The 25,358-nt window shown below is 41.4% G+C and carries 21 protein-coding genes; 8 read left to right on the top strand and 13 right to left on the bottom strand.

The genetic code is table 11. The features are described 5' to 3' along the window. The first annotated feature begins 61 nt into the window (after positions 1-61). Positions 62-2,053 (top strand): cation:proton antiporter, encoded by a 1,992-nt coding sequence (locus FC98_RS03640; RefSeq protein ID WP_008858183.1) that lies wholly within the window; start codon positions 62-64, stop codon positions 2,051-2,053. A gap of 318 nt (positions 2,054-2,371) precedes the next feature. Here FC98_RS03640 and FC98_RS15320 read toward each other — a convergent pair whose 3' ends face one another. Further along, positions 2,372-2,494 (bottom strand): hypothetical protein, encoded by a 123-nt coding sequence (locus FC98_RS15320; protein WP_008858184.1) that lies wholly within the window; start codon positions 2,492-2,494, stop codon positions 2,372-2,374. Between the two features lie 165 nt (positions 2,495-2,659). On the opposite strand from FC98_RS15320, the gene thiD reads away from it, so the two are divergent. Next, positions 2,660-3,472, top strand: coding sequence for a bifunctional hydroxymethylpyrimidine kinase/phosphomethylpyrimidine kinase (gene thiD, locus FC98_RS03635; protein ID WP_054654418.1), 813 nt, complete (start codon positions 2,660-2,662; stop codon positions 3,470-3,472). A gap of 262 nt (positions 3,473-3,734) precedes the next feature. Here thiD and FC98_RS03630 read toward each other — a convergent pair whose 3' ends face one another. The 9 genes from FC98_RS03630 to FC98_RS03595 all read right to left on the bottom strand — a co-directional run bounded on the left by FC98_RS03630 (position 3,735) and on the right by FC98_RS03595 (position 9,418). Then, positions 3,735-4,076 carry a type II toxin-antitoxin system PemK/MazF family toxin gene (locus FC98_RS03630; protein ID WP_008858186.1) on the bottom strand — a complete coding sequence of 114 codons (342 nt, stop codon included), beginning with the start codon at positions 4,074-4,076 and terminating at the stop codon, positions 3,735-3,737. Then, positions 4,063-4,368, bottom strand: a complete 306-nt coding sequence (locus FC98_RS03625; protein ID WP_008858187.1) for a type II toxin-antitoxin system RelB/DinJ family antitoxin — start codon at positions 4,366-4,368, stop codon at positions 4,063-4,065. The genes FC98_RS03630 and FC98_RS03625 overlap by 14 nt, the downstream gene beginning before the upstream one ends. Positions 4,369-4,545: 177 nt before the next feature. Next, the gene (locus FC98_RS15390; RefSeq protein ID WP_056949211.1) at positions 4,546-5,895 is read right to left on the bottom strand and encodes a DUF5776 domain-containing protein; all 1,350 of its coding nucleotides are present in this window, start codon (positions 5,893-5,895) and stop codon (positions 4,546-4,548) included. A 105-nt stretch (positions 5,896-6,000) separates the two neighbouring features. Continuing rightward, entirely contained in the window at positions 6,001-6,180 is a 180-nt protein-coding gene (locus FC98_RS03615) for a hypothetical protein (RefSeq protein ID WP_008858189.1), read from the bottom strand. Positions 6,181-6,182: 2 nt separating this feature from the next. Continuing rightward, the gene (locus tag FC98_RS03610; protein WP_040471973.1) at positions 6,183-6,878 is read right to left on the bottom strand and encodes an NAD(P)H-dependent oxidoreductase; all 696 of its coding nucleotides are present in this window, start codon (positions 6,876-6,878) and stop codon (positions 6,183-6,185) included. A gap of 195 nt (positions 6,879-7,073) precedes the next feature. Then, positions 7,074-7,667, bottom strand: a complete 594-nt coding sequence (locus tag FC98_RS03605; RefSeq protein WP_268872051.1) for an ABC transporter permease subunit — start codon at positions 7,665-7,667, stop codon at positions 7,074-7,076. 30 nt (positions 7,668-7,697) lie between these two features. After that, a complete protein-coding gene (locus FC98_RS14600; RefSeq protein ID WP_156637191.1) occupies positions 7,698-7,841 on the bottom strand; it encodes a hypothetical protein in 144 nt (47 codons plus the stop codon). Further along, positions 7,834-8,742: an ABC transporter ATP-binding protein gene (locus FC98_RS03600; RefSeq protein ID WP_040471974.1), complete on the bottom strand. Its 909-nt coding sequence runs from the start codon at positions 8,740-8,742 to the stop codon at positions 7,834-7,836. The genes FC98_RS14600 and FC98_RS03600 overlap by 8 nt, the downstream gene beginning before the upstream one ends. A gap of 82 nt (positions 8,743-8,824) precedes the next feature. Next, complete coding sequence (locus FC98_RS03595) at positions 8,825-9,418, bottom strand: helix-turn-helix domain-containing protein (RefSeq protein WP_054654409.1); 594 nt, start codon at positions 9,416-9,418, stop codon at positions 8,825-8,827. Positions 9,419-9,748: 330 nt separating this feature from the next. On the opposite strand from FC98_RS03595, the gene FC98_RS03590 reads away from it, so the two are divergent. The 4 genes from FC98_RS03590 to FC98_RS03575 all read left to right on the top strand — a co-directional run bounded on the left by FC98_RS03590 (position 9,749) and on the right by FC98_RS03575 (position 14,208). Continuing rightward, positions 9,749-10,177 (top strand): OsmC family protein, encoded by a 429-nt coding sequence (locus FC98_RS03590; protein ID WP_054654407.1) that lies wholly within the window; start codon positions 9,749-9,751, stop codon positions 10,175-10,177. A 446-nt stretch (positions 10,178-10,623) separates the two neighbouring features. Continuing rightward, the gene (locus tag FC98_RS03585; protein WP_008858197.1) at positions 10,624-12,660 is read left to right on the top strand and encodes an ATP-dependent Clp protease ATP-binding subunit; all 2,037 of its coding nucleotides are present in this window, start codon (positions 10,624-10,626) and stop codon (positions 12,658-12,660) included. 272 nt (positions 12,661-12,932) lie between these two features. After that, positions 12,933-13,136 (top strand): cold-shock protein, encoded by a 204-nt coding sequence (locus tag FC98_RS03580; RefSeq protein WP_020281299.1) that lies wholly within the window; start codon positions 12,933-12,935, stop codon positions 13,134-13,136. A 319-nt stretch (positions 13,137-13,455) separates the two neighbouring features. Further along, positions 13,456-14,208 carry a hypothetical protein gene (locus tag FC98_RS03575; RefSeq protein ID WP_056949210.1) on the top strand — a complete coding sequence of 251 codons (753 nt, stop codon included), beginning with the start codon at positions 13,456-13,458 and terminating at the stop codon, positions 14,206-14,208. Here FC98_RS03575 and FC98_RS03570 read toward each other — a convergent pair. The 3 genes from FC98_RS03570 to FC98_RS03560 form a co-directional block, all read right to left on the bottom strand. After that, positions 14,161-14,472, bottom strand: a complete 312-nt coding sequence (locus FC98_RS03570; protein ID WP_054654401.1) for an adhesive domain-containing protein — start codon at positions 14,470-14,472, stop codon at positions 14,161-14,163. The genes FC98_RS03575 and FC98_RS03570 overlap by 48 nt on opposite strands. Positions 14,473-14,727: 255 nt before the next feature. Next, a complete protein-coding gene (locus FC98_RS03565; RefSeq protein ID WP_056949209.1) occupies positions 14,728-23,277 on the bottom strand; it encodes a DUF7601 domain-containing protein in 8,550 nt (2,849 codons plus the stop codon). A gap of 243 nt (positions 23,278-23,520) precedes the next feature. Beyond that, positions 23,521-24,534, bottom strand: coding sequence for a lipoate--protein ligase (locus FC98_RS03560; protein WP_056949208.1), 1,014 nt, complete (start codon positions 24,532-24,534; stop codon positions 23,521-23,523). Positions 24,535-24,614: 80 nt separating this feature from the next. Between FC98_RS03560 and FC98_RS03555 the strand changes: the two genes are divergently transcribed. Both FC98_RS03555 and FC98_RS03550 read left to right on the top strand, forming a co-directional pair. After that, a complete protein-coding gene (locus FC98_RS03555) occupies positions 24,615-24,995 on the top strand; it encodes a glycine cleavage system H family protein (protein WP_191981993.1) in 381 nt (126 codons plus the stop codon). 86 nt (positions 24,996-25,081) lie between these two features. Then, on the top strand, positions 25,082-25,303 hold the full coding sequence (locus FC98_RS03550; RefSeq protein WP_008855235.1) for a P8 family protein: 222 nt from the start codon (positions 25,082-25,084) through the stop codon (positions 25,301-25,303). The last annotated feature ends 55 nt before the right edge of the window (positions 25,304-25,358 follow it).

The raw sequence follows: 25,358 nt of genomic DNA, 5'->3' as shown, positions 1-25,358 counted from the left end.
CCCTTTTGCTGGAATGCGTGCTAAACTAAAGTCAATCATAATTTGAAAGGAGGAACCCTCGATGGATCAGGTCCTATTGCTGACCATTATTTTAGCGGCTGTCGTGGCAGCCAACATCTTAGCCCGCCACGTATCAGTGATTCCCTTGCCATTCTTCCTAATTTTTATTGGGGCACTACTGGCCGGCCTGCCCGTTTATAATAATTTTCACCTTGACCCGTCCACTTTTGCTCTAGCAATCATCGCGCCGATGCTATTTAACGAAGCCCAAAATAGTTCGCGATTTTGGATTGGCCGCTCAATTACAAACATCCTATCGCTGGCAGTTGGCCTGGTTGTATTCAGCGTCTTAATTATTGGGACTGGCCTCCATTTTGCTTACATTGTATTGCCGTTGAGCTTGTCCTTTGCGCTATTGGCAATTGTCACGCCAACCGATGCCTCGGCGGTTAACTCCATTTTCGAGGCCAACCCCATCGCTGAAGAACAGGCCGGGATCTTGCAAAATGAATCCCTATTTAATGACGCCGCTGGCATTGTTATTTTTGATATGTCATTAGCAGCGTTCGTCTCTGGGTCATTTTCCTTGAATCACGCCGTTTTCCTGTTTTTATGGGAGTTTTTAGGTGGCCTGTTATTTGGAAGCATGATTGGTGTTTTGATTGTTAGCGTTCGTCTATTCTTAATTCGCTACAATGATGATACGCCCCTGATTATGGTGCTGATTCAATTATTAACCCCATTTTTAGTTTATCTGCTTGCCGAGAAATTGGCGCTATCCGGTATTTTAGCGGTTGTTGCGGCTGGACTGGCCCAAGGATCCGAACGTGATAAGCTGCGGTTAACATCGTCTCGGATGCAATTGGTAACCAGTAACGTTTGGGAAATTGTGTCAGGCATGCTATCTGGGGTGGTATTCGTCCTCTTAGGGCTGTCGCTTCCCGAAGTTACCCGCGCAATGCACCAATCATCAAACCCGAATTTTGCGATTTATAAATTAGTTCTAATCGGTATTTCAATCTATTTTGTAAAGGGGTTGATTCGGTTAATTTGGAGCCGATACTTACTCAAACGACGGGTGAAATCCAAGCACGAGTGGCGTGACAGCTTAGTCATGGCCCTTAGTGGCGCAAACGGAACCATCACCTTGTCACTGGCATTTTCGATGCCAAATACAATTGATGGGCAACCATTTGTATTTCGAGGCCCTCTCATTTTTCTAGCTGCTGTCATCATTTTGACCAGCTTAATTATGCCAACCATCTTTGTACCAGCAATTTTGCCGAGTCAGTCAAACACGAAGCCAAAGTATCGCTGGGTCCGTCGAATGATCCAAGCCGCCATCAGTGACCTGGTTAAAGAAAAGACGCATCCCGCTGAAGCCCAAATTGTCATCGATTCCCTCCAGCAGCAACTTGTCTTAGACAGCACACCAAACATGCGGTTACGCCGGCAATTGATGAGTGAAAGCCACCAAGTAGAACTGCAAGCTGTTAAACAATTATTTACAGACGGCAAAATCTCTCAAGATGAACTGACCTACTATAGCAAGTTTTTGCAATTAAATAATTTTTCAGCCGATGAAAAGATCTGGAAGAACGTTCTCCTGCGAGTTCGATTTAGTCTCCATATCGGAACGTTGTATAAGGATCTTAACCGAGCCCAAGAAGCGTTTTTAACCGCTCCCGTAGCACTTGAAGAGGTTTATTGGCGCGAACAGTTCAAGAAACACAACGAGGACATTCTGCCAATTGAAAAGGTTGGCTTTGATGCCGTTATGGATTTTTTGAAGACCAAGGATACCCAAAGTGGCGTGGAAGCCAATATGGTCAGGCGCTTTTACCGAACAAGGCATCGGCGAATCCATGAGCAAGACGTCGACAGCGACATCGTTTACCAAATGTTCATGCGGGCTTTCCACAGCGAATACGAGTTAATCCAAGATGCATTACAGTCAGGAAAGATTGACTCATCACTGGCGGAAAAACTGCAGCAGCGAATTTCGACCGATGAGATGACCTATTTGCAAAATACGGAATTGTTCCATGGTTAGTGAGCGGAGCAGAGTGCGGAACCAGGCGGTTAGAAGCTGGAGTATAAGTCTCCTTTAACAAAAATCCCCGGTTTTGGGATTTTTGTTAAAGGTGCTTATGCGCAAGCTTCTGCCTGGTGCAGCACGTTTCACTATGTTGCCAAGAAATTAGAATCTCCAGGTTTGGTCTTTGGTGGATTAGCTTAGGCTCCGCTTTCTGCTTTGCGGAGCGGTCCTAATCTATGTTGCCCAGAGCCACCTCGCGAAATTCAAACCTAAACTACAGCCATCCCATCAAAAAAATCCCAACCAGATTACTCCGGTTGGGATTTTTTATCATTACTTAGCAGGCTTTTGCTTCAAGAAGTGTTGCAAATCTGCTAAATCCTTATTTCGCTTAAGGTCGTTCTTACGGTTAATTGGACGACGTCCTTGTACGCCATGTGGATGACAAATACGCATAATTAGACTCTCCTTATTTATGGTTATTATTTATAGATTCCAATAGACTAAATTATTATAATACAACTCGACACGTTAACGCAAATCAAACTGAAGTTTTCTCTTTGATTTTTCATTAATTATGGTATTGTTAGTAGTTAAGAAACGATATGAGGTGAATTATATATGGCAAACGAATTTCCACAGGCTTTAACAATTGCAGGATCAGATAGTGACGGTAGTGCAGGGATGCAGGCAGATCTTCACACCTTCTTTAGACGCAAGGTTTACGGTACCTCGGTCATGACCGCCTGTGTGGCTGGCAATAGTTACGGCATTCACGATTCAGTTAACCTGCCAACATCATTTATTGACAGTGAGTTTAAAGACTTGGCGGATGATTACCATGTTCGAGCAAGTAAGACGGGGATGCTTTCTGATTCCGAACTCATTCGCACGGTGATTAAAAATTACCAACAGTACGATTTCGGGCCACTTGTCGTTGATCCAGTTATTACTACTAAACATGGGAACATGTTACTGGAGCAAAGTGCCTACAAGACGCTGCGAGATGAGTTAATTCCTCTCGCCTATGTGATTACACCGAACTTCTTCGAGGCTCAAAAACTAGCTGAAATGGAAATTAAAACGGAGGACGATATGAAGATCGCCGCTGAAAAGCTCCGCAAGCTTGGCGCTAAAAACATCGTCCTCAAGGGCAGCCACCATGATCCCAACCAAACCAAAGTATCTGATTATATTCTGTTAGAATCAGGCAAGAGTTTCTGGTTAAGCGGTGATTTCTATCCAACTGAACGAAAGAACGGCACTGGCGACAGCCTATCAGCCTGCATCGCTGCTGAACTAGCAAAGGGCAATGACATTGAACAAGCTGTCCGGGTTGCTAAGAAGTTTGTCGATGTTGCTATTGCTAATGAAATTCAGGTGGGACATAAATTCGGGCCGATTAATCATTGGGCACCAGCAGACGAGCTTTAATAATCGGTTTGAGCTCCAGCAATTATTGAGATAAAATGTTATTACTTACTTGGGTGAAAATCCCATATTGGACTTCGAGTCCGCACAGCCATTTGGCGTCTAACGTCATAAAAGGCTCTTGTAGTTCAGCTTCTACTACATCAAAAGAAGCAAGCAGTCATTCTTTTGGAATGGCTGTTTTTTTATGGCAATCCATTCATTATTAATCGGACATTAAACCGATTCTTACAGGACATCTCGTTATGACTTTCGCTAAGTGAAATCATGACTCAATGTTATTAGGATAATGTTCCTTCAAGAACTTTAAGAAACGTTGTGCGTCATTTATCTGCAACTTTCCAATATACTGAATCTTAATCGTTTTTTCTAATCTCACAACGTGTCCAACATCAATCCAAGAAGGTCTTCTTAGCCCGGATGCTGCCCATTCATGAATCTCAAAGTAAATTGATTGAATTCGCTTAGATTTACTGGAAAATTTGGTCGTGATACTAAACGTTGCATAATAAGAGCCCCTGTCCTCAACAATCAAAACCGGCCTTCTTTTACCACCTGAACCATCATCAAATTCTACATATGCCAATCCAACATCATTTTTCTTCATCGAAGCTGTCATCCCCATTTTCTAGAAGGTAACGTTTAGCGGCTTCGGGATCCTTTATCTCTGGAATATTAGCCTTCCGAACCTCCCGAGCAATTTCAAAACTCAGCCGTTCCTCCTTGGATTGAGATAATTCAAATGGTACCCTTCCTTCAGCGACCACTTTCTTAAGCAACGCATTAATCAAAGTGGCTTGAGAGATCCCAATGTCATTCAAGACTTCATTCGAATCATTATACAGGTCCCGATCAACTTGTACTTGAATTCTTTTCTTATCCTTAGTTATATTTGTCATACTTATCACCTCAAATAGATTTTATCATAAGTGAGTTGTTTTTACTCATAATCAACATTATTTGTTTCCTTTTCACCTATGTAGTTCATAATCCACTCATCAAATTCGCATTTCAAAATTCACTTTTTACCTAAAAAAGATCCTCGGCAAAAATACCGAGGATCGTTTACCATTATTTTAGTGGTTCCCTTCAATTACCAATTTCTTGTTAGCAGTCACATAACTGCCATTAGACAATTGATAACGGGTAGTCAAGTTATGTTTGTCGAGCTTCTTAACCATCAAGCGGGCACCTTTTTTAAAATGCTTAACCGGCTTAGTCAAATTAACATTTCGATAGGCATTAACGCCCTGTCTAGAAAGTACCGTTAGCTTCTTGGTCTTTGGCACTGTTTGATAATAGACCGGTACGACGAACTTTTGACTTGCGGTAATGTAACCAACTTTGCCGGCGGTCTTGCTGCCGTGATTGACGTCACGAACTTTATAGCGGAGAACACCAGCCTTAGAACGAGCGTAGTCAGTTACGACAAACATCGGGCGGTTAACCCGTTTGGTTTTCGGATACTTTGCCAGCCGCTGAGCGTTGGTAAAGTCCGCATTTTTGTACATGTAGATTCCCTTGGTGGCATAAACAACGGATCCTTTAACTGCCGCATCGTTTGGAACAGCCGGTTCACTTGTGGTTGTTGAACTTGTCGGATGCCAATCAGTATTTGGCTTAGGCGTAACCGTTGGTGTGGTAATACTGCCAGTCGGTGTTGATACAGGCAATGCAACCACGTGAACCGCTAGCGTATTGGTCTTTGCCGCCATTTGATAATCAACTTGACCTTGCTTAGCCAACCTGTAGCCACTAGGGGCAACCGGCGTGTACTTGCCAGCATCGCCAATCGACCCATTGATTGAATTAGATTTTACTGTGTGCCCATTTTCATCAACATAATCAACCGTGGTTGTGGCTGGAACTTTGGCGTATTGAATTTTGATTGAATCAATCGCCCATATTTTACTAGCATTATCAGTAGTTAAAGTTGGTTTAGACCCGAAGCCAATAAACTGTAAGTTAGATCCATAAACGTTGCCCATTGAAAAGCTACTACTAAAGATATACTCGGCTGGCGTCATCCCATTTAATTGACTTCCCTGGATAATTTGGTCTGGCTTTTCAGATTTTTGAGGCTTATCAGAATTCTCAGTTCCCCAGACATAGGTATCAACTTCATTAGCTTCAGGTAACGCATTAAACTCATTATACCAAGCATCATTTGACCCCGTGTTTAAAGTTACAAGGACCTTTGATACATCATTAATGCTATATCCAGGTAATGACGCATCCACCCCATCTTGTGAGTTCTTGGCATTAGGATTGAAGACAAAATCAATAGACTTATTCACGTTATTTGCACTGATTGAAATAGGGATAGTTTGAGAATTCGAGTCTGCATTTGCCCTCATGCTCATCCCCAATACCACTATCATAATGGCAAAGCTACCGATCAATAACCGTGTTACTCCTTTAATCATTAGAAATCCCCCGTTGTTCATTTTATCTGTTATTGTACTGAAAAGAATCACCAATTTATTATCTACCAATTGTTAACAATGTCAACTATAATATTTAACCAATTATCACCATTTATCCGGACTCCAAATCCGCCCATCAATCTCATCTTGGGACTGCTGAATACGCTTGGTCTGCTCCTTAGCTAAGGCCTTTGCTGCGGCTAAAATTGATCGGTTAATAAATGACGATTCCTGCTTCTTTAATTGAGAAAGCTGCTGATCTAACCAATCCGTTGTGTCACTCATTCTTATTCCTCCTGATCCCGAATCATTTTAACGTTTACTTTCAAATCATCGATCTGGTCCTGCTGGGCGCCAATCACGCCAATAATTAAATCGAGCTTCTCCTGGTCAGCGGCCGACTTTCCCTGTTTCAGTTTCTTGAGCCGCGACAACAGCCATGCTTCCCGATTATCCAAATTCAACGGCATTGGGGCACTAATGTATTGCAAATAGGCTATTAACAGCGTTTCTTTCTGTGGCTCATCCAGATAGCCAAACTGATTAACCACAAACGGCTTTAAATAGATCATCCCGGCTTTGTTCGCAAACGCCTCAAACGGTCGTAATAGTTCCGAAATCGTGAAGTGTTCACTGCCACCCGCTTGAAATTCCGCCTCAGCATCGCCTAAAGTCGCCACAATGCCAAGTTCTTTGTTGCGCAACAAATGATCCGCCACCACAAATTTTCGGGTAAAAACATCATCCATGTACTGCTTCAAACTTGCTGGCGATGAATACCAGTACATCGGAAACTGAAAGACAATCCGATCATATTTTGAGAGCTGTTGTTGCTCATGCTTAACATCCAAATTGCCATTTTGATAGCGTTCATCAATGTGCTGAAAAGTAACATCCGGTTGCGAATTACCAGCGGTTTTCAAAAACTGCTGGGTGGCTGAATCCGCAAGTTGGGGATGGGAAATTAAAATCAATGTTTTCATCCTACTACCTCGTAATATTCCTGATTTGACCATTATATTTACACTTTATTGTAGACTAACCCGTTGAACTAACAAAGTGAAACTTCCTTATGTAAAGGATCCTGACTTCATCAATAAAATAAAACAGACACTGCGTTTTATTAACGTCGTATCTGTTAAGATTTAAAATCCTTTTTAATGCGCTTCTTACAAGCTTCAAACGCGCTTCCGCTTAAACGCATAATATCCAATCGCAATGAATACAACAGCCCATGCCAAATTACCCATCACTAACTGCCAATCCGTAAGCATTGATTGTTGGTAAACACCTGGTGTTGTGAATTGAAAAGCAACGTTGAACATATTTCCAGGATTCCACTTAATAAGCGGTAGCACATGTCCCATCATCCCAATCAAAATTCTGGACATAGCAGTTGCCATAAAAATAAATAGGACGCCAATGACCGCGGCAACGGAACTTGTTCTACTCAAGCTGGCAATGACAAAGACAACGGTAATAATTAATAAGCATGAAAACAGGTTGCTTAAAACATTCGTAATGAGTAATTGCATCACCGTTTGATGATTGGCATATGTTGCGCCAAATGGGTGACTTCGCCCATATACAACGTACTTTACTATAATTGTAAAAATAAACGCACATAGGTGAAGCACCATACAGTAAACGCTAATGACAATTATCTTGGAAAGGTAAATCAATAACCGATTATTATGTTGTGCAATTAGGTGTTTGATCGTTCCGTGTTCAAATTCCATGGAAATGATGTTGGCTCCCGCAATAATAATCAAAATATCCAACCACTGACCAGCAGCAAACCCTTATATCGTATAGTCATCCAAATCACCAGTATTAATTGTTGCCAATCCAACAAATAACATCAACCCAAGGAGAACAATCGGTGAAGCCAAAATACTTTTTTGATGAATTAACTTATAGAACTCCTGTTTCAGTAAATCAATCATGGTCAACTCCCCCTTTTGATTCTTTGATAAAGTGTAGAGTTGCTGTTTCCAAATCAATTTCCTGATGGTTTACATCGTCCAGGTGAAGATCGTTCGCCAACAAAATTTTCAACGAATTTGTCAGATTATCAGTTGTATTATCAATTAGAACAGCATTTTCTCGTAACTCAGCTGTAATTCCGCTATTCGCTAGTAACCTCATGGCTTTCTCGTTGTCATCAGTCGTCACCAGATAATATCGATTCCCCAACCCTTGCAATTCTTTTAAAGTTGTTTGAAATACCAATTTACCGTTATTAATCAAAATAATATCGTCAGAAATTTTCTCGAGTTCACTTAAGATATGACTGGAAACAATAAACGTGGTCCCCCTTTTCACTTCCGATCGAATTATTCTCCGAAGATCTAAGGTAGCCATTAAGTCCAATCCATTCATCGGCTCGTCGAGAATGACTAATTCTGGCTGATTGATCAGTGCCAAGGCGATTCCAAGTTTCTGTTTCATCCCAAAAGAGTAAGCAGTAACCTGCTGGTGAATATAAGAGTCCATCCCTAATAATTTAATAATTCGCGCCACATTGTCTTTTGGTGCTGAATATAATTTAAAATGCTGCCAGCCACTCAAAAACGGATAAATCGATGGGCTCTCAATTAGCGCGCCAGTCCGCGAACTCATCACTTTCACATTACTTGCCGTAATTCGTTGCTGATCAAAAAATAGCGCCCCTTTATCATATGAATAGATTCCCAAGATGCACTTCATAATTGTTGATTTACCAGCCCCATTCGGACCAACCAAGCCAACAACGTGCCCCCTTGGAATATTGAACGATAAATCGTCCAGAACCTTCCGCTTGCCAAACTGCTTAGTTAAATGTTTGAAGGCTAAAATATCAGTCATCCCGATCACTCCCCCGGATTGTGCTTGATACTGCATGTTTTAAATGTGATCGATACCACTTCAGTAACCGTCAACAATCAGCCTATTCGTTTCGATGATGCCAAATCAGAAAAAGGTTAAACAATGCTAAGTAACCAGAAAATCCGATGCCATATTGGAACCCAAATCCCATGTTAAACAAGTAAGTGATGGCTCCCACAATCGCAGCTAAAGTAAACAAGGCATAACCACTCAGAAAAGCTGGTGATTTAAGCGGGTTTACCCTTTTTATCCCATATTTGCTGATTGCAATCCGCAAACCCAGGATTAAAACAATTAAGACATCCATATATAGGAACGCAGCTCTGATTGCATATTGAGTTACCCTTTCCGCTACCAATACTGCCAAAATAATGATAAGGATATTATTGGTGAGCCGATGAATACTAGATAACTGCGGCTGTGCCATCATTTCCTTGCTTTCTAGTTGCTGAGGGTCAGATACCAGTTGATCAAGAGAAACTTTGTAGATCCTCGCTATTTGTCGCAAAGTGTCAATATTTGGTAAGCTTCTGCCAGTTTCCCAACCAGAAACGGTCTTTCTTGAAACATTTAGGCGATCTGCTAATTGTTGTTGCGTTAAAGACGATGCAATCCGTTTTGCTTTGAGTTGCTGAGAAAGTTGGTCATCAATCATATCGATCACCCTCAATGTAATTTCTTTATTATTCTAAGGCAAGCTTATCTCTCAAGCATGCCCGTTAAATCAACAAACCAGCTTCAAAATATGTATGGTTTAATCCAAATTATGTCCCAATAGACCCTTATCGCAAACTGAAAACCAGAAACCAAATTTCTTTTATAATTATATCACTCAGTGAATTTAGCTGATTTTCAGATATAATTTTTACGTACCCCCGCTCCTCTATGGGTTATTAATCTTTGACTCTTTTTTATTTTTTCTTGCTAGGAAGCGCTCTCTTTTTGCTGTAAACTATGGGCAGAAACTAACAAAGGAGATCATACCATGTCAGAATACACCGTTCATTCAGAATTGCGCAACATTGGCGCTAAGACGGTCCACACCGCCCGCCTGCATCGTTTTATTTCAGACACCCCGACTGAACATCATGGTACCGATACTGGCCCATCACCAGTTGAGTATTTACTCGGTGCGCTTGGTGCCTGCTTGGGAGCTAGCGCGGCAGCCTATGCGCACAGTCCGAAGTACAAAGTTAAATTAAGTAAATTTGATATGGACTTTACTGCCGAAACCGAACGTTATCCCGATAAATCATCTAAGGTAACCAAAATTTATGCCAAAATTGATTGTCAGTCCCCTGATATGGATAAGGAAAAGACCGAGCAGTTTGTCGAGGACGTGATCCATATTTCAACGATTCATAATACCCTTCAAAACTCGGTAGAATTTTCTTTTGAGATTAGCAATAAGTAGTTGGATGTTTAATTAAAATTACATTATTGGTTAGCACTCTATTTATTGGAGTGCTATTTTTTATTCCTAATATCTTCCTTGATTTGTAGAAACGCCTATATAACAGTATCTTTTCTCGATGCATTTCGAAACTCATCGCTTGCACATATTACAATTATATGATATTATATAATTGTTCGTTAGGGGAACAGGTATTCCCCTAATTGAACGATTTTTATGATCAGGATTATCAAAGAGCGGTTTTACAAAGTGATTTTCTGCGTTTAACCATCTTCAAGCTAAATTCAAAGATTGAGTTTGAGTTGGAAAAATTTAGGTGCAGTTTTTAACAATTTGAATTGTTCGTTACTACTACTGAGTAGTTATTCTATTTTATGTAGATTAGGACAGCTCCGCAGAGCAGAAACCGCTCTGCTCCGCTCACTTTATAACAGGAGGGATTGCCTATGAATAATGATATTTTTGGTGCAAATGGTTTTGATGACATTTTCAATGATCCATTCTTCAAACAGGCGCTTGGAGATTCCAATGGTCGTCAACAAATGCGTCAGCAACCTATCCAAGTGCAGGAACGCACACCTCAAAACAAGAAAAGCTTGCTAGATGAATATGGAACTGATTTAACCCAAATGGCCAAAGACGGCAAATTAGACCCCGTCATTGGCCGGGATAAAGAAATTGAACAAATGGAAGAAGTTTTAAGTCGCCGAACCAAGAACAACCCAGTGTTAATTGGTGAAGCTGGCGTTGGAAAGACAGCAGTTGTCGAAGGCTTAGCTCAAAAAATTGTCGCTGGCGACGTTTCCGAAAAACTACTTAATAAGAAGATTGTTTCCATTGACGTTGTTTCACTCGTTCAAGGCACCGGTATTCGGGGTCAATTTGAAGAACGGATGAAGCAGTTAATCGACAGCGTCTCCAAAGACAAAAACGTCATCTTGTTTATCGACGAAATTCACCAGATTATGGGGGCTGGCTCAACTGGTGAAGGCGACAAGATGGATGCTGGTAACATTTTGAAGCCTAAATTGGCTCGGGGTGACTTCCAATTAATTGGTGCCACCACCAGTAATGAATATCGTGACATTGAAAAAGATCAAGCCTTAGCTCGTCGGTTCCAACCAATTATGGTTAACGAACCAAGTGAAAAGGACACGCTAACCATCATTAAGGGCTTAGCACCAAAATACGAGAAGTTCCATCACGTTACCTATACGGCTGATGCCCTAAAGGCTGCCGTTTCCTTGAGTAACCGTTACATTCAGGATCGAATGAACCCTGATAAGGCGATTGACTTGATCGACCAAGCTGGTGCCAAAGTTGCCATGGGTTCATCATTGACGAAAGATAAATCCACCTTGCAACAGGAAGCTCAACAGCTTGAAAAAGACAAGCAGGCTGCCTCTTCCAAGGATGATTTCGAAAAGGCCGCTCAGCTGCGTGACAAGCTTGATAAGGTCAATGATCAAATCAAGAATATCGATAACGGCACAAAAGTTGAAACGCCTAAAGTAACTCCTGAAGTCATTCAGTCAGTCGTTGAACGGATCACGGGCGTCCCAGTTACCGACGTTAATAAGAATGAAGTCAACCAACTCAATAATCTTGATAAGGATTTAAAGAAAGAAGTTATTGGCCAAAATAAGGCATTGGATGCCATTTCAGCTGCTATCCGTCGTTCACGAGTTGGCTTTACGGAAGGCAACCGCCCAATTGGCAGCTTCCTGTTTGTCGGTCCTACCGGCGTTGGTAAGACACAAACTGCTAAAGCCCTTGCTAAAGAATTATTCGGCACGACCAAGGCAATGTTTAGATACGATATGTCGGAGTACATGGATAAAATTAGTGCCAGCAAGTTGATCGGTTCAGCCCCTGGTTACGTGGGTTATGAGGAAGGTGGCCGACTAACTGAACAAGTTCGCCGTCATCCATACAGCTTGATTTTGATGGATGAAATCGAAAAAGCCCACCCAGACGTTTTAAACCTGTTGCTACAAATCCTGGACGATGGCCGTTTATCTGATGCGCAAGGCCGCACCGTCGATTTTAGTAACACCGTCATCATTATGACCAGTAATGCTGGTCAAAGTGAAGCTGATAATAAGCAAAGCGTCATTGATCGACTGAAACCCTACTTTAAGCTAGAGTTCTTGAACCGAATTGATGATATTATCCAGTTCAATTCATTAACCAAGCCTGACCTGCTCCAAATTCTTGACTTGATGCTAGGTGATTTAAACACCTTAGTCGATAAATCACGTGGCATTCACTTCACGGTTACTGAAGCTGCGAAAAACAAGTTGGTTGATTTGGGCTACAGCAAGGAACTTGGTGCTCGGCCAATGCACCGGGTTATTACCAAGGAAATTACCGATAAGCTGACTAACAGTTATCTAAAGAATCCTGACGTTAAGAACTTCAACGTTGATCTTAAGAATGACGCCATCATCGTTGAACCGGCCAATAGCCAAGTAGCCGCTTAATCGCCTACTCAATCAAGTTCATCTAAATAATTGATAAAGTGTCTTGCTGGTTGCTACCAAAGCGATTAGCAAGTCGCTTCTTGCTATAAACGATTAGTCGTCGTTGACATAGTTAGAATGATAAGGTATAGTATTGTTAATGTGTTTTAGGTTTCCGAGTTTCAAAGGTACTTGTTTTATAGTTTTATGAAATAACTTCCTTGGAATCACGTTCAACTAGATGCATTAAAAATTTAAGTATGCGCTCAAAGCGCAAGGAGGTTTCATATATTATGAAACAAGGTACTGTTAAATGGTTCAACGCTGATAAAGGTTATGGCTTCATTACTACTGACGATGGTGACGTATTTGTTCACTTCTCAGCTATCAACAAAGACGGCTTCAAGTCATTAGACGAAGGCCAAAAAGTTACCCTTGACGTTGAAGACAGCGACCGTGGACCACAAGCTGCTAACGTTACACCAGTTGAAGACTAATTATAGGCTTTAATAAAACTTTAAGAGGATCAACCAGAAATGGTTGGTTCTTTTTTTGCATTTAACATCATCCGGTGGCTAAAGTCTTCCTAACTACAGCTAATTACAACGCCAACTAATTTTGAGAAACCGTCCTTGTTACTAAGGACTCATAACTAGAAAATCTAGCAGTACCCAGTTTTTACCAACTGTTTACAAACTTATCTACCCTCCACTACGTCAGCATTTAATACCTTTTAAGAGAACGCTATCAATTGTTTGACCCATGTTACATTTGTAATCAAGGTGCTATACTAAAATCAACACATGGAGGTGCTTTATGAATAAATCACTTTACATACTCGCAGCAACACTCGGCCTAGCTGGCTGTGCGATCAGCTTACCAACATCGGCCCCGGCTCATGCCCAAGGCGTTTATCACGTTATTCAATCAAAAGCCGTTAACAATGTGGCCTACAACTGGAATAACACTAGCCAAAAAGCTTACTTATGGAATGCTCATTTAACCAGAAAACTTCACCATCTGACTAATTATCCCCATACAACCTGGTACGCGACTAAGGCATTTAAAATGACTAACGGCCAGAAAACGGGATTATTCTACTACGTTAAAAACAGCACGGGCAACGTGAAAGGATACGTTTGGCAGGGGTACCTGTCAAAGAGCGGTACAAGTACAACAACTGGAAACAATACTGCTAACGTTACCAAGGGAAATCCCGGCGGCATCCCCTTTGCTACCAAAGACGAATTAATTGATCTCAGTGAAATCGATGAAGATGACGATGACTACTACGATTCAGCGGTTACCAGCTACCAAGACACCCCAGTGATGAAACAATTCGAAGGGACAACAAGAAATACCAAATTGGATGATGCAGCTGCCGGACAGCTCGGCCATGGATTCGATTCGGTAACGCGTAAAGAATGGGGCGACAAACTCAATCAAATGACATATATCAAAAACTCAGTGGCCCCTACCGCGCAGCAGAGTCGTCAACTAGCACTTGACCAAATTAAGTTTTCAACTTTTGTACAAGCTGATCTCAAAAAGCCGCTTTTTGATTGTTAACATGTCCCGGTCATACTCAAATTTCACCTTACCAGCCGACGACAAAGAACCCACGGTCACGTCAAAGGTTAGTTTCGACTCGTCACCCACCTTGGCAGTTGTTACTAACTGGCGCTTATCATCGATCAATTTAGCGTTTTTAGTCGCAATTTCATCAGTCGCCACGACATCGGCCACGGCGGCCCCAACCGTATAGAAGTTACCGAATAACAAAGCTAGCACCCCAACGAACTGCACGATGCACCCCTTCTTGAGTAATTTCATGATTTCTTCCTCCGCCGTCGTAAGATTACGTATATATTATCCTTACAATAAGTTTATCAATAAAGTTTGGCTATTTTAGAAAGGAAGTATGAACTTTCATATTTGTTAATTAAACTTAGCGATATCATTCAAAAAGAGTAATACACTGGTTAAACAGCTTCCCCAGTCATCAGAATTTAGCCGTAAAAAATGCCATTCAACTAGTGAATGGCATTTTTTGCTAATCCGATGATAATTGTTACTTTAAATTCCTTTCTATTTGGTCTGTTTGCGTTTCGTGTAGTAAATCGTGCCAACAACTGCCACCATTACCAGAATGATCACGCCAATGATTGTGTAAAGTTTGCCGTCATCTTCGCCGGTCTGTGGTAAGGCCTGCTTACCAGTGTAGCCAGCTGATGGGAGTCCCTGTGGGCTAGTGATACCGCTAGTACCATTAGTCCCACTGGTGCCATCGCTTGCTGGTAATGCATCTGGTTCGTCAATTGTTGCGCTGGAATCTGGTTTATCTTCGTCAGCTGGGAGTGGTAATTCACCCTCATCTTCTTCGATATCATTGTGGTAGCTAATGTTGTCGCTATCGGCGGTTGCCGTGCCGAAGACGTGAGTGCCGGTGTATGCCGCGTCCCGTTTTGTCACACGAGTCGTGTAACCGTCCACCTTGTAGTCCTTTTCAGAAACTTCGTAGCGCGCACCCATTGGGAGGATGAACTTGATGCTTTGACCGTGCGTCAATGTAAATTTAGCATTGCCGCCTTGAATATTAATTCTCCCCGTAACTGCAGTTTTACTATTGGTAGTCGACTCCGTCTGGAAGATGCCATTTAACGGATTACCAGCACCGTCAACAGCTTCCAAGTTAAATTCGAACGCCCGGGTTTTGTCACCTATTGCATTGACAAATTTGTTAACGGAGAAGGAACCCATTGCAACGTCGCCGTTTTTGGTGTTGGTGAAGTCAACCGTGCCGTTTTGGTTAGCAATTAGTTGGAATGAATCGGTCGTCATTCTGTTAGTTTCTGCTCTACCATTCACCTTAAATGATGGGGTAAAGTCAGTCACGAATTCTTCGCCAACTCGGTACATTTGGTCAACAGGCAAGCCGGTGATGTCCAATGATTCGGTATCACGCAACGTGATCAAATCAGATTGACCGTCATTAAATTTGATTTCCGACTCCGTTGTACTACCGTTTTGGCTTGTCTTAACCGTATCAAACGTTCCGGTTGCACCAGAGTAGATCCGGAAGTTGAAGCTGCGGGTCTTGTCGGCATCGGTGAGGCCGGTACCGGCGAGGCGTTTGGTGATCTTCAAGCTGGCAGTTTCTGGTGCCTGCTTGCTGTTAGTGAAGAGAATCGTTGATTTCTCATCTTTTGCCAACTTGACGTCTCCGGTCTGTTTTCCCTCGTGTAATCCAGTACCATTGACCTTGAAGTGCGTTTTGAATTCTGTTGCGCCATCTTCTTTTACAACGTACGTAGATTCAAGTGGCAAGCCATGGATACTAATTCTTTCGTTGTCCTTCAATTGGATTTGATCAGATCTAGTCCCATTAAATGAAATCTCGCCTTCACTTCTGCCACCCATGGTATCAAACTTAACGTAATCGTACGTACCCTTTACGTCAGAGAGAATTCGGAAGTTGAATTTTGTTTCCCTATCACTTTCCAGAATTCCATTACCATCCAGCAACTTGGAGATTTCTAGGGAAGCCCCTTCCCGAGTGTTAATGAAGTCAACAGTCGCTGAATGACTATGAGGAATTGTGAGTTCACCAGTACTATTTCCGATTGTTTCAGAGCCGCCATTCACTTTGTATGAAGGGTCATACTCGAAGCCATCAGGCGTCAATTCCTGAACCCTGTATGAGTATTCATCTGACAAACCAATCAAATTAATAGATTCATCAGCCTTCAAAGTAATATTGGCAGCACCTTTGTTAAAGGTTACTTTTACTTTAGCAGCTCCCTTATTGGTGTACTTCCAAGCATCAAATTCGCCATTTAATAGTCCATTACCTGTCACTGCAGTGGCTGAAATCTTGAATTCAAAGTCGGTTGCCTTGTCACCTTCTTTGATTCCAGCTCCTTCCAAGCTCTTACTGATCTTTAAGCTAGCATCTTTCTTAGTGTTGATAAATTTCACATTAGAAGTTTTATCTTCACTCGTTTCAAATGATTCGGCCTTATTACCCGGCTTTTCAGAACCATGGTTCAAGATGTAGCTGGGATTGTAGCCAAAAGCATTTGTTTCGGCAACTACCACATTTGTTCCTGCAGGGAGTCCCAGAATGGTCAGTTTTTCGTCATTCTTAATTTGAAGACGAGATTTCTTTTTACCATCTACTTCTGTAATAATCCCCCTTTCAAACTTAATTGATCCGGTTGAGATTTGTCCGTCAGTCCGTTCAAGCTTATATTGAACATTTGCGGAAACCAACTCATTATTCTGATCTTTTACTGTGACATTGAAGTTGAATGTCTTGTTATAATCATCAGTCCCCTTAACTTTCTTCTCAATCTCCACAGCCGTTCCGGGCACGTGATTATTAAAAATTAGAGGTGGGAGACATGCCTGACCACAATCACCGTCACCGGTTGTAATTTCATATGCGTAACCATCGTCTCTATGATCACCATATTGGTAACTCACATCGTATCCTTGATGATTTTCTTCCTCAACATTTACTTTCAGGCCCTTAAGCGTGAAAATTGTGAGCGATTCGTCAGCTTTAAGAGTTTCTGAAACGGTATATGTCTTGCGATCTGCGCTTCTTGTGAATATAAGGTCGAATTCTTTCATATCACCGCTCTTAACTGCACGAAACGCCTTTTTCTCTTCCCAATTTTCCTTGGGATTGTTGATCGTTAAATTGAACTTGAAATCACTATCTTTAGGAGGAACAACTCCGCTTACGGTTTTCTTAACCTTGAATGAAACCATTTCTGGCTCAAGATTCCTAAACATAATGGAATTGCGTCCATTTCCTCGATTTAAGTTAAGAGTTGCCACATTCCCGTCTCGTTCCACATCACCATCAATTTGATGCTGAATATTCCAGTCTGTTTCAGCCACCAATTCTGTCACTTCAAATTGAGTCGTTTCAATTGGTAATCCAGTAATAACAACCTTTTGCTCATGCATTAAGGCAATGTCAGTTTTAGTTGCCGGATCATTCTTGTCGGTATACCATTCGGTTGCTTCACCTTTGGCATTAAACTGGATCTCATAATCATTAATCACATTTCCAGTTCGAGCATTTACCAATGAGGCAGCATACGCTTTGCCAGCAATTGCATCAATGGTAGTTTCGTTGCCACCTTTCACCTCGAATTTGAATTTGTCAGTAGACTCTTTACCTGACACAATCTTTTCGAATTCAAATGAGTTTTCCTTCTGTTCATTCGTGAATTTAAGATGTTTACCGTTCGTGTACATCGGACCAACGACATGGTAGTCCACTTTACCGTCACTTTCAGAAGCAGCCTCATCCTTGATTTCACCATCGATAGCGTAACTCGTGTGCTTGTAGGTATCATCCTGGCGTTCATATACCTTGAACCTCATGTTGGCGGGCAACTTGATATCATTATAGGATTCGTTATTCCGTAATTGGATTTTATCCCCATTCTTGAGCGTAGTTGCAATCCCTTTGTCAAAGTTAAAGATGACGTCTTTTTCTTCAGAACTTTCTAAACGTTTAAGCCCATTAATTTCTCCTGAGAATGACTGATCACGGTCACCGTTGGCATCCACTGCCTCAAGATAGAAATCAAACTGTTTATCACCATCATTTGTAGCGTTTGGACCCTTAATCTTCTTGGAGAAGGAGAAGTCACCCGGTTCAATCCGATTGATAAACTCTGCAATAGTGCTGGCAGCATTTTCCCCCTTGCGAAGGGTAAATTGGCCAGTTGCTTTACCATCCTTTTCTTGAGTTGATCCACTCGAGATGTTGGTCAACTGATTGCTTGTGATAAATTTGTTCGCGCCCAATTCAGTGATGGTAAACAGTTGGTTTTGCGGTAATCCGGTAATTTTGATCTGTTGACCATCCTTGATTGCCGGTAAGCCACTTGCTACACCCTCTATAAAGACTACCGTTCCAGTAATCGGTTGATTATCATTATCCTTGACTGGATGACCATCCTTGTCATAGACACTGTAATCAAAACTGGCGTTAAAATTAGTCATCGGTGCCTCAACATCGTCAACCGCTTTAACATCGAATTTAAATGTCTCATTTGAAACGTCGATGCCATTACTTTCAACGGTCTTTTTGATGATAAGGTTGCCAGGGTAAGGATTAACTGCTTGAAGCACATATACTGCCTTACCATCCTCAACATTCTTCATTGTAAATGGTTTGGATTCAAATTGGGTAAATCGATCTGCCGGCCCCTCTGTTTCAATAATTCGATACGTTGGTAAGGCTTCCAGATCCATAAAAGTTGCCATACCTTGGTCGTTGGTCACCACCTTATAAGGTATCGATGGTGTTTCTCCGTCATCATTAGGCGTCATCACATCTGTCCACTGGTTCCCCTTCAGCTGTTGAAGCTTAAACTCAACTCCCTTAAGAGGTTCGCCACTCTCATCAGCAGTCTTAACAACATTCACGCTGAAGTGGTTGATGTTTCCCCAGGTATCAAGTCCTGATTGGAGTGTTTCCCCCGCGGTAAATTTGCGGTCACCTAAGCTAAGCGCCACGTCATTTGTGAAATCTTTCCCGGTGGTTGTTTGGATTTCTGTGTAATACTGGACAACTAATGGTTCTGTAATCCTAAAGTCTTTTGCAAAATTAATCTCCAATCGATCTAGACTTTTGGATAGTGTGAATGAATAGTTATTAGAGGCAATTGGATTTTTCTTATCCGCCTCATATGTGACTTTGTTTGTTTCAGAATTGATACTTCTAATGGCTTTATAAACTTTAACGTGATAGTCTAAATTCTTAATATTTAAGTGATTTTGATTGCCCCCAGTAATTTTATCAACAATTTTAACCTCACCATTTAAATCCTTACCTTCACCATTGATGAGCAAATTCCACTTAATTGCCGTGATTTCTCGACCTTCATCAATAACTTCCTCTGACTGACCACCTTTATCGAGTAAATACCCGGCATCAGTATATGTGGTTTGAGCATGAGCGGTTAGTTTCTCTGAATGAGGTAATCCTGCTACCGAAATTGTGTTGTTGAATGTCCATTTTTTTAGATGATCGTAATCTTCTTCCTTGCCATAAGATAAACTTTTTACATCAGATTCGTACTTTAGGATGCAAATGTTATATTTATTATCATCGATAAATTTTTTACCTTTTGGAGTTAGGGTTATTGTTAACTCAAAGCTTTTAGAAGACGAAGTTAGTTCTAATCTGTAATGATTACCTTCCTGAAACTCCTCCTTACCTGAATATTCATTAACCTTCGTACCATTTTCGTCCAATTGCCCAAGGGACAATTGGATATGTTCACTAAGGTCACCCCTTTCATAGTCAATACTCTGAAGGTCTTTATCTTTAACCGTTGAATCTCTGCCATTGTACATGGTCACCGAATCCTTTGTATCATCACCAATACCGAATTCATCTTTAACGGTATAAATTCTATCCTTTTCGGGATCACCATCTTCACCGAGATAATCCTTAAAATTGAAGCTTGATGTCCATTCAATTTTACGATTTTGTGGATCACTGAAGTTCTCTGATAGTTTTCCAGTCTTAGAAATGTTTTTTTGAACTAAGTGTGGTATGTCAATTGTTGCACAAACTTTTTCTTTGTTATAAGTGACCTCGGCACAGTTTTCTATTTCTGTCTCATCAGGTGAATTTGCCAGTTTTGCTTTATCGATAGGAACATCCAACCAATCAACTTTAAAATTGCGGGTTTCTGAAGTTCCTGGTGAGCTTAGAATTTTCAATTTAATTTTACCTGACTCATTTTTTTCTAATGTGAACGCATTTTTCCCATCATCTTTCCACTTGAAAGTAATAATGCCCTCTTGCACTCCCACAAGTTCAACAGCGCGTTCTTCGTATTTATCCTTCTCATTCTTGGTAAACAACTGAATATAATCATCTATTTTTAAAGTACTACCGGAACTTGTCTGTGCCTTTTTTAATATTTCGTCAAAATACCCCTCAAAATCAAGATAATTCGAATCACTTACCGACTCAACGATTGTGATCGGAAATTCAAAGTTTCGGTCGTACTTATTAACTTCAATCGACCAATTTGTAGTGAAGTTAGTCCAATTTGGATCCCCAGCTGATTTGCTATTAAAGGTTGGATTCTTAATATTTGTAAATTCACTTGTTCCATTCCAGGTAACTTTATTTTTTAAACCTTCATAATCAGTATCTTTAATCGTCTTTGGATTAACGGGGGTCACCTGATACACCAGTTCATATGAAATTGGCGTATCGTCCGTGGGCTTTATATTTTCTTTGAATTGCAAGGAAAAATTAGCGCGGCTTTCTCCGCTTGGATCATTTATTGTAGGAACATCGGAAAAATCCGACAGAGTCACTTGCTCTCTGTCTGTACCGGTTCCTCGATACAGTTCAAATTCAGAATCGTATTTAAATAGTAGTGAAGTTAATTCATCCGTTAATATCAGATTCGTATCATCTTTTTTTACTGTGAAACGAACTGTGTATTCAACATTCCCACCCTTAACAATTTCCGCGGTCTTATTAAGCGTTCTACGGTCATTCTCCACTTTGGCTCGAGCCGTGTAAGAGGTCATACCAGGACTGCCTTCACTCTTCCATGAAGTTACTTTGATTTCATTCTTATACTCGCTTGGCGTGTAGTCAGTGATATCAGCAACCATGTCAAGTTGAATTGCCTTGATCTTCTTTCTATCGGAAAATATATTCTCAGCATTAAATGTGAAATTCGCTTTGCCTGACGATATACTAACTATTTTGTTGTACAAGTCTTCATCTTCACTTTTAGATATTTTCTTTGAGTCTCCTTCGTTTGGCGTTACCTCAAATTCATAGATGGCATCCTTATAATTATATCCACCACCAAAGACATCTTGTAGTGTGACTGAATCGGCATATTTGTATTGATCCCCATCTTTAGCAGTTTCAAAATTTGCTGTCCAGTGTAGTTTGCTATAGTCAGTTACCGTCTGTTTGGGATTTTCCCCAACTTCACGAGTTTCATATTTTCCTTTCTTTTTGATATCTAGAATTCCTTTTTCAATTTTGATAGTCTGTCTGTCACGAGCAATTTCACCAAAGGTAACTTCTTCAGCACCTTGGGATAGCACCGTTTTGGCATTTGCCTTGTATTCTATTCTTCTCTCAGTAGTACTGGCCCCTGGCAAAAACATAATCCTGACACGTTGTTCGTTATTATTTTCACCCTTTGATATTATAAATTCACCTATTGTGTTACCTTTGCTGTCTTCAATTTTCTCTGTGACAGAATCTTTACCAGTCGGATATAAATACTCGAATCCCTTGATGTTAAATTCATAATAATCGCCATTTTTAATTGGAGAGCTTAACCCACTCTTTTCATTAATATTTTGAGTGTTCCATGCCCAATAGATCGTGATATTTTCGCTATCTCTAATTTCTGCAGGGATTTCCACATCTTTGCTTAGGTCACCTTCAACAGTCCAAGACTTTTCATTATTATCTCCGTACTTTAACTGAATGGTATCAAAGAAGTAGTCTAGTTCCCCGAGATTATGGCCCTCAGCAAACACACCATTCACTGGCAATGTCCTTTTCAGCGAATCTCTGTCCACATCACCTGCCTCAGCATCATCCGATCCACCCAACACCTTCTTAGCACTATCAACATTAGCCAACAAAGAATCTTGCGGTGTCTGAATTTCTCGATTATCACCTGAGTTCTTTAAGGCCTTTTGATTATTTTGGGTTGGATCTTGAGATCGATTCTCATTATCCTTCTTTCGTTCCTCAATCGCCTGTCGACTCTTCTCCTCAGACTTCTTCTGATCTGCTTCCCGCTTCTCTTTTAGCAATGCTTCTGCTTTTTCGCTATTAGATTGCTTCGGTTCTTCAATCACATCCGCCTGCGAAGAATTCTCATCAATTTCATTGTCCTTCTTCGGTTCTGGTTGAACTGGTTGCTCAGTTGTTTCCTTTTGTTCTGCGGCTTCATCTTCTTTAGCGGCTTCATCTTCTTTAGCAGCTTCCGCCTGGTCACTCGCCGCCTCATCCTTCTGCGCCTCTTGCAGCACCTTATTCACCAAATTATCGTCCTGCAAGTTCCCGTCAGCCTTGTCCTGATTAGGCGCAGTGGTGTCCTTCGCCTTCTTGGTATCCTTATCCACCACCGTCAACGTTGGCAATTTCACTTCTTTCTCGTCAATTGTCACCATCAACTCCTGATGATCGACCGGCCGGTTAAACTTAACCGGCAAGACCACCTCAAGATCAGTCTTATCAATTGCGTGTTGCCATTCGATGGTTGAGTCTTTGCCATCAATGTCAACGACAACCTTGGTGCTGCCATTTTTAAACTTGTACTTATCCTTCTTGATTTTCAAAGTATCCCTGTCATAGGCAAACTTAATCTTGCCAGACTGCGACAAAGAACCCACAGTTGTGTCAAAGGCTAACTTCGCCTTATCGCCAACCTTGGCATTGGTCACCAGCTGCCGTTTATCATCGATCAGCTTGGCGTTTTTAACTGCAATTTCATCGGTCGCAACTACATCGGCCACGGCGGCACCGGCCGTATAGAAGTTACCGAACACCAGGGTGAGCACCCCGACAAATTGCACAATGAATCCTTTCTTGAGTAATTTCATGATTTTTCCTCCGTCATTCGCTATGATTACCCTCATCTTATCTATGCAATAAGATTATCAGGAAAGTTTGGCTATTTTTAAAAGAAATTATGAACTTTCATATTCGCTAATTGAATCCTGCGATATTTATTCATGAAGGGTAATATCAGGCTTGGAAGGCCTTTTTCTTAATTAAAATTGAAGCTACATAAAAACGCCATCCAATTAGTGAATGGCGTAACTTGTTATTTTAATTTTGGGTTCTTACTTTAAGAGATTTCCCATAAATTCAATTAGAATATTGTTATCAATATTTTTTAACTTCGCTTTCTTCACTGCCCGATTAATCGTCCAACTACTTAATCTCTTACCAATTAGGCTCATTTCGATCGTTTTCAAGTCGCCAACCACCTTGAAAAACGGGTTGAACTTGAGGTGCACCAATTTCCCATCCTCAACCGTCCAATTCATCCCCAGCTTGCCAGCTGCCAGTTCCGTGTCCGCATAGTCATAGTAACCAGGATTGTGCCCGTAATTCCAAGCATCCGTCCCATACGTCTCCGCTAGGCGCTCATCAATCTTCTGCCAATCGGCGGCGGTCATATGATAGGTTTCAATCTCATCCAGGGATTTCACCGAAAAAAGTTCCTTCAACAGATACTCGTGGAAGTCGGCCATCGTCATCCCCGTCGGCAAATAATCTTTCAAATTAACGATCGGGCTCCGTTTAGAGCGGACCCCCAGCCCTTTTTGGCTTTCTAACCGATCCTCTGTCAATACCTGCTTGGCATTTTCAATATTTAAATCGTACATAATCGTGCCGCCAGCCGCTAAGCCAGAACCACTCTTGAACATGGTCATCCCTGACCATTTTTTACCATCCAAGATCAGATCGCTGCTGTTCGTCTTCATCTGAACATCCATTCCAAGTTTACGCAACGCCCTCAGTATCGGTTCAGCAAAATGACCGTAGTCGCCAAAGTCGTCAGCGTTATCCGTCAAAATATTCTCAAAGATAAAGTTGCCCATGTCGTGATAGACCGCGCCACCGCCGGATGTCCGCCTGACCAGCTGGATATTGTGCTCATGCAGGTAGTCAATATCGACTTCCGCCCAGACATTTTGATTGCGGCCGATGATGACTGACGGCTGGTTAACGTAAAACATGAACCCGTGTCCCGGCAGCTTGAGGTCATTCACAAAATAGTTGTCCAGCGACTGATTAACCCGGGCATCGTAACTGGGTTGCCCATTTCTAGAAATATCGATTAAATACATCAGGCTATCCCTCCTGCAGAATCCTACGTATATTCCTCATTATACGTTATAATTTAGGTAAACAATACCGAGGCGAGATAATGATGAAAACAGTTTCAATTTGGCAAAAATTTTTAAATCTATTTAACCGTCACCCAGCATCCAAATTAACTGACGAAAAGGTCAAGGACGGTGTCTGGTATGCGAAAACCGAAAACGGCGACTACCTGTTGGGAATCGACGAATCAGTCTACCAACAAATCGGCAAGATCACCTTTGCTGATTTCCCAACCCAATTAAAAATTATCGAAACCGATGACGACCTTTTGGACATTGAGGGCGATAAGTCGGTGGAGACGCTCAAATCACCGGTATCGGGCAGGGTGATCGCCCGTAACGTCACAATTGGCGAGGACATTGACCGGCTGAACACACCAGATCCAAAGGTCAACTGGATCATGAAAATTGAACCAGCCAAGTAAACAATTTACATTTCTGCAACAATTTTTAGCCCAAAATTAAAATTTGAACTATAATGGTTATAGAACAATAAAGGAGGTAGTTACTTATGGCAGAAGAACCCGGTGCAGAATCCCCATTATTAAACAAAAAAATGAATGAGGCTTTCGATTGGAGCGATAGTAAACTTCCAGTACGAGATGCTTTATGGGATTATTACATGGAAAAGAATGATCATGACACCATGAAGACTGAAAAAGACATGGAGCCATACATGAATATGTCGACTGACGACATTACAGCTGATGCTGAAAAGTTACTCAAAAAGTAGCCTTCGGCTCTACAAAAAAGATCTTTACGCAAATGCGTAAAGATCTTTTTTGTAG

The sequence above is a fragment of the Lentilactobacillus kisonensis DSM 19906 = JCM 15041 genome (assembly GCF_001434135.1).
Taxonomy (GTDB): Bacteria; Bacillota; Bacilli; order Lactobacillales; family Lactobacillaceae; genus Lentilactobacillus; species Lentilactobacillus kisonensis.
The sequence above is the reverse complement of the archived record's forward strand: the minus strand, read 5'-3'. Positions and strand labels throughout refer to the sequence as shown.

What these genes read in the sequence shown, in the direction of transcription:
- FC98_RS03565 (WP_056949209.1), bottom strand. Translation starts at nt 23,277, where the DNA reads ATGAAATTACTCAAGAAAGGATTCATTGTGCAATTTGTCGGGGTGCTC.
- FC98_RS03575 (WP_056949210.1), top strand. Translation starts at nt 13,456, where the DNA reads ATGAATAAATCACTTTACATACTCGCAGCAACACTCGGCCTAGCTGGC.
- FC98_RS03585 (WP_008858197.1), top strand. Translation starts at nt 10,624, where the DNA reads ATGAATAATGATATTTTTGGTGCAAATGGTTTTGATGACATTTTCAAT.
- FC98_RS03555 (WP_191981993.1), top strand. Translation starts at nt 24,615, where the DNA reads ATGATGAAAACAGTTTCAATTTGGCAAAAATTTTTAAATCTATTTAAC.
- thiD (WP_054654418.1), top strand. Translation starts at nt 2,660, where the DNA reads ATGGCAAACGAATTTCCACAGGCTTTAACAATTGCAGGATCAGATAGT.
- FC98_RS03560 (WP_056949208.1), bottom strand. Translation starts at nt 24,534, where the DNA reads ATGTATTTAATCGATATTTCTAGAAATGGGCAACCCAGTTACGATGCC.
- FC98_RS03580 (WP_020281299.1), top strand. Translation starts at nt 12,933, where the DNA reads ATGAAACAAGGTACTGTTAAATGGTTCAACGCTGATAAAGGTTATGGC.
- FC98_RS03590 (WP_054654407.1), top strand. Translation starts at nt 9,749, where the DNA reads ATGTCAGAATACACCGTTCATTCAGAATTGCGCAACATTGGCGCTAAG.
- FC98_RS03595 (WP_054654409.1), bottom strand. Translation starts at nt 9,418, where the DNA reads ATGATTGATGACCAACTTTCTCAGCAACTCAAAGCAAAACGGATTGCA.
- FC98_RS03600 (WP_040471974.1), bottom strand. Translation starts at nt 8,742, where the DNA reads ATGACTGATATTTTAGCCTTCAAACATTTAACTAAGCAGTTTGGCAAG.
- FC98_RS03615 (WP_008858189.1), bottom strand. Translation starts at nt 6,180, where the DNA reads ATGAGTGACACAACGGATTGGTTAGATCAGCAGCTTTCTCAATTAAAG.
- FC98_RS03610 (WP_040471973.1), bottom strand. Translation starts at nt 6,878, where the DNA reads ATGAAAACATTGATTTTAATTTCCCATCCCCAACTTGCGGATTCAGCC.
- FC98_RS15320 (WP_008858184.1), bottom strand. Translation starts at nt 2,494, where the DNA reads ATGCGTATTTGTCATCCACATGGCGTACAAGGACGTCGTCCAATTAAC.
- FC98_RS14600 (WP_156637191.1), bottom strand. Translation starts at nt 7,841, where the DNA reads ATGATTGATTTACTGAAACAGGAGTTCTATAAGTTAATTCATCAAAAA.
- FC98_RS03550 (WP_008855235.1), top strand. Translation starts at nt 25,082, where the DNA reads ATGGCAGAAGAACCCGGTGCAGAATCCCCATTATTAAACAAAAAAATG.
- FC98_RS03640 (WP_008858183.1), top strand. Translation starts at nt 62, where the DNA reads ATGGATCAGGTCCTATTGCTGACCATTATTTTAGCGGCTGTCGTGGCA.
- FC98_RS03630 (WP_008858186.1), bottom strand. Translation starts at nt 4,076, where the DNA reads ATGAAGAAAAATGATGTTGGATTGGCATATGTAGAATTTGATGATGGT.
- FC98_RS03570 (WP_054654401.1), bottom strand. Translation starts at nt 14,472, where the DNA reads ATGAAATTACTCAAGAAGGGGTGCATCGTGCAGTTCGTTGGGGTGCTA.
- FC98_RS03625 (WP_008858187.1), bottom strand. Translation starts at nt 4,368, where the DNA reads ATGACAAATATAACTAAGGATAAGAAAAGAATTCAAGTACAAGTTGAT.
- FC98_RS15390 (WP_056949211.1), bottom strand. Translation starts at nt 5,895, where the DNA reads ATGATTAAAGGAGTAACACGGTTATTGATCGGTAGCTTTGCCATTATG.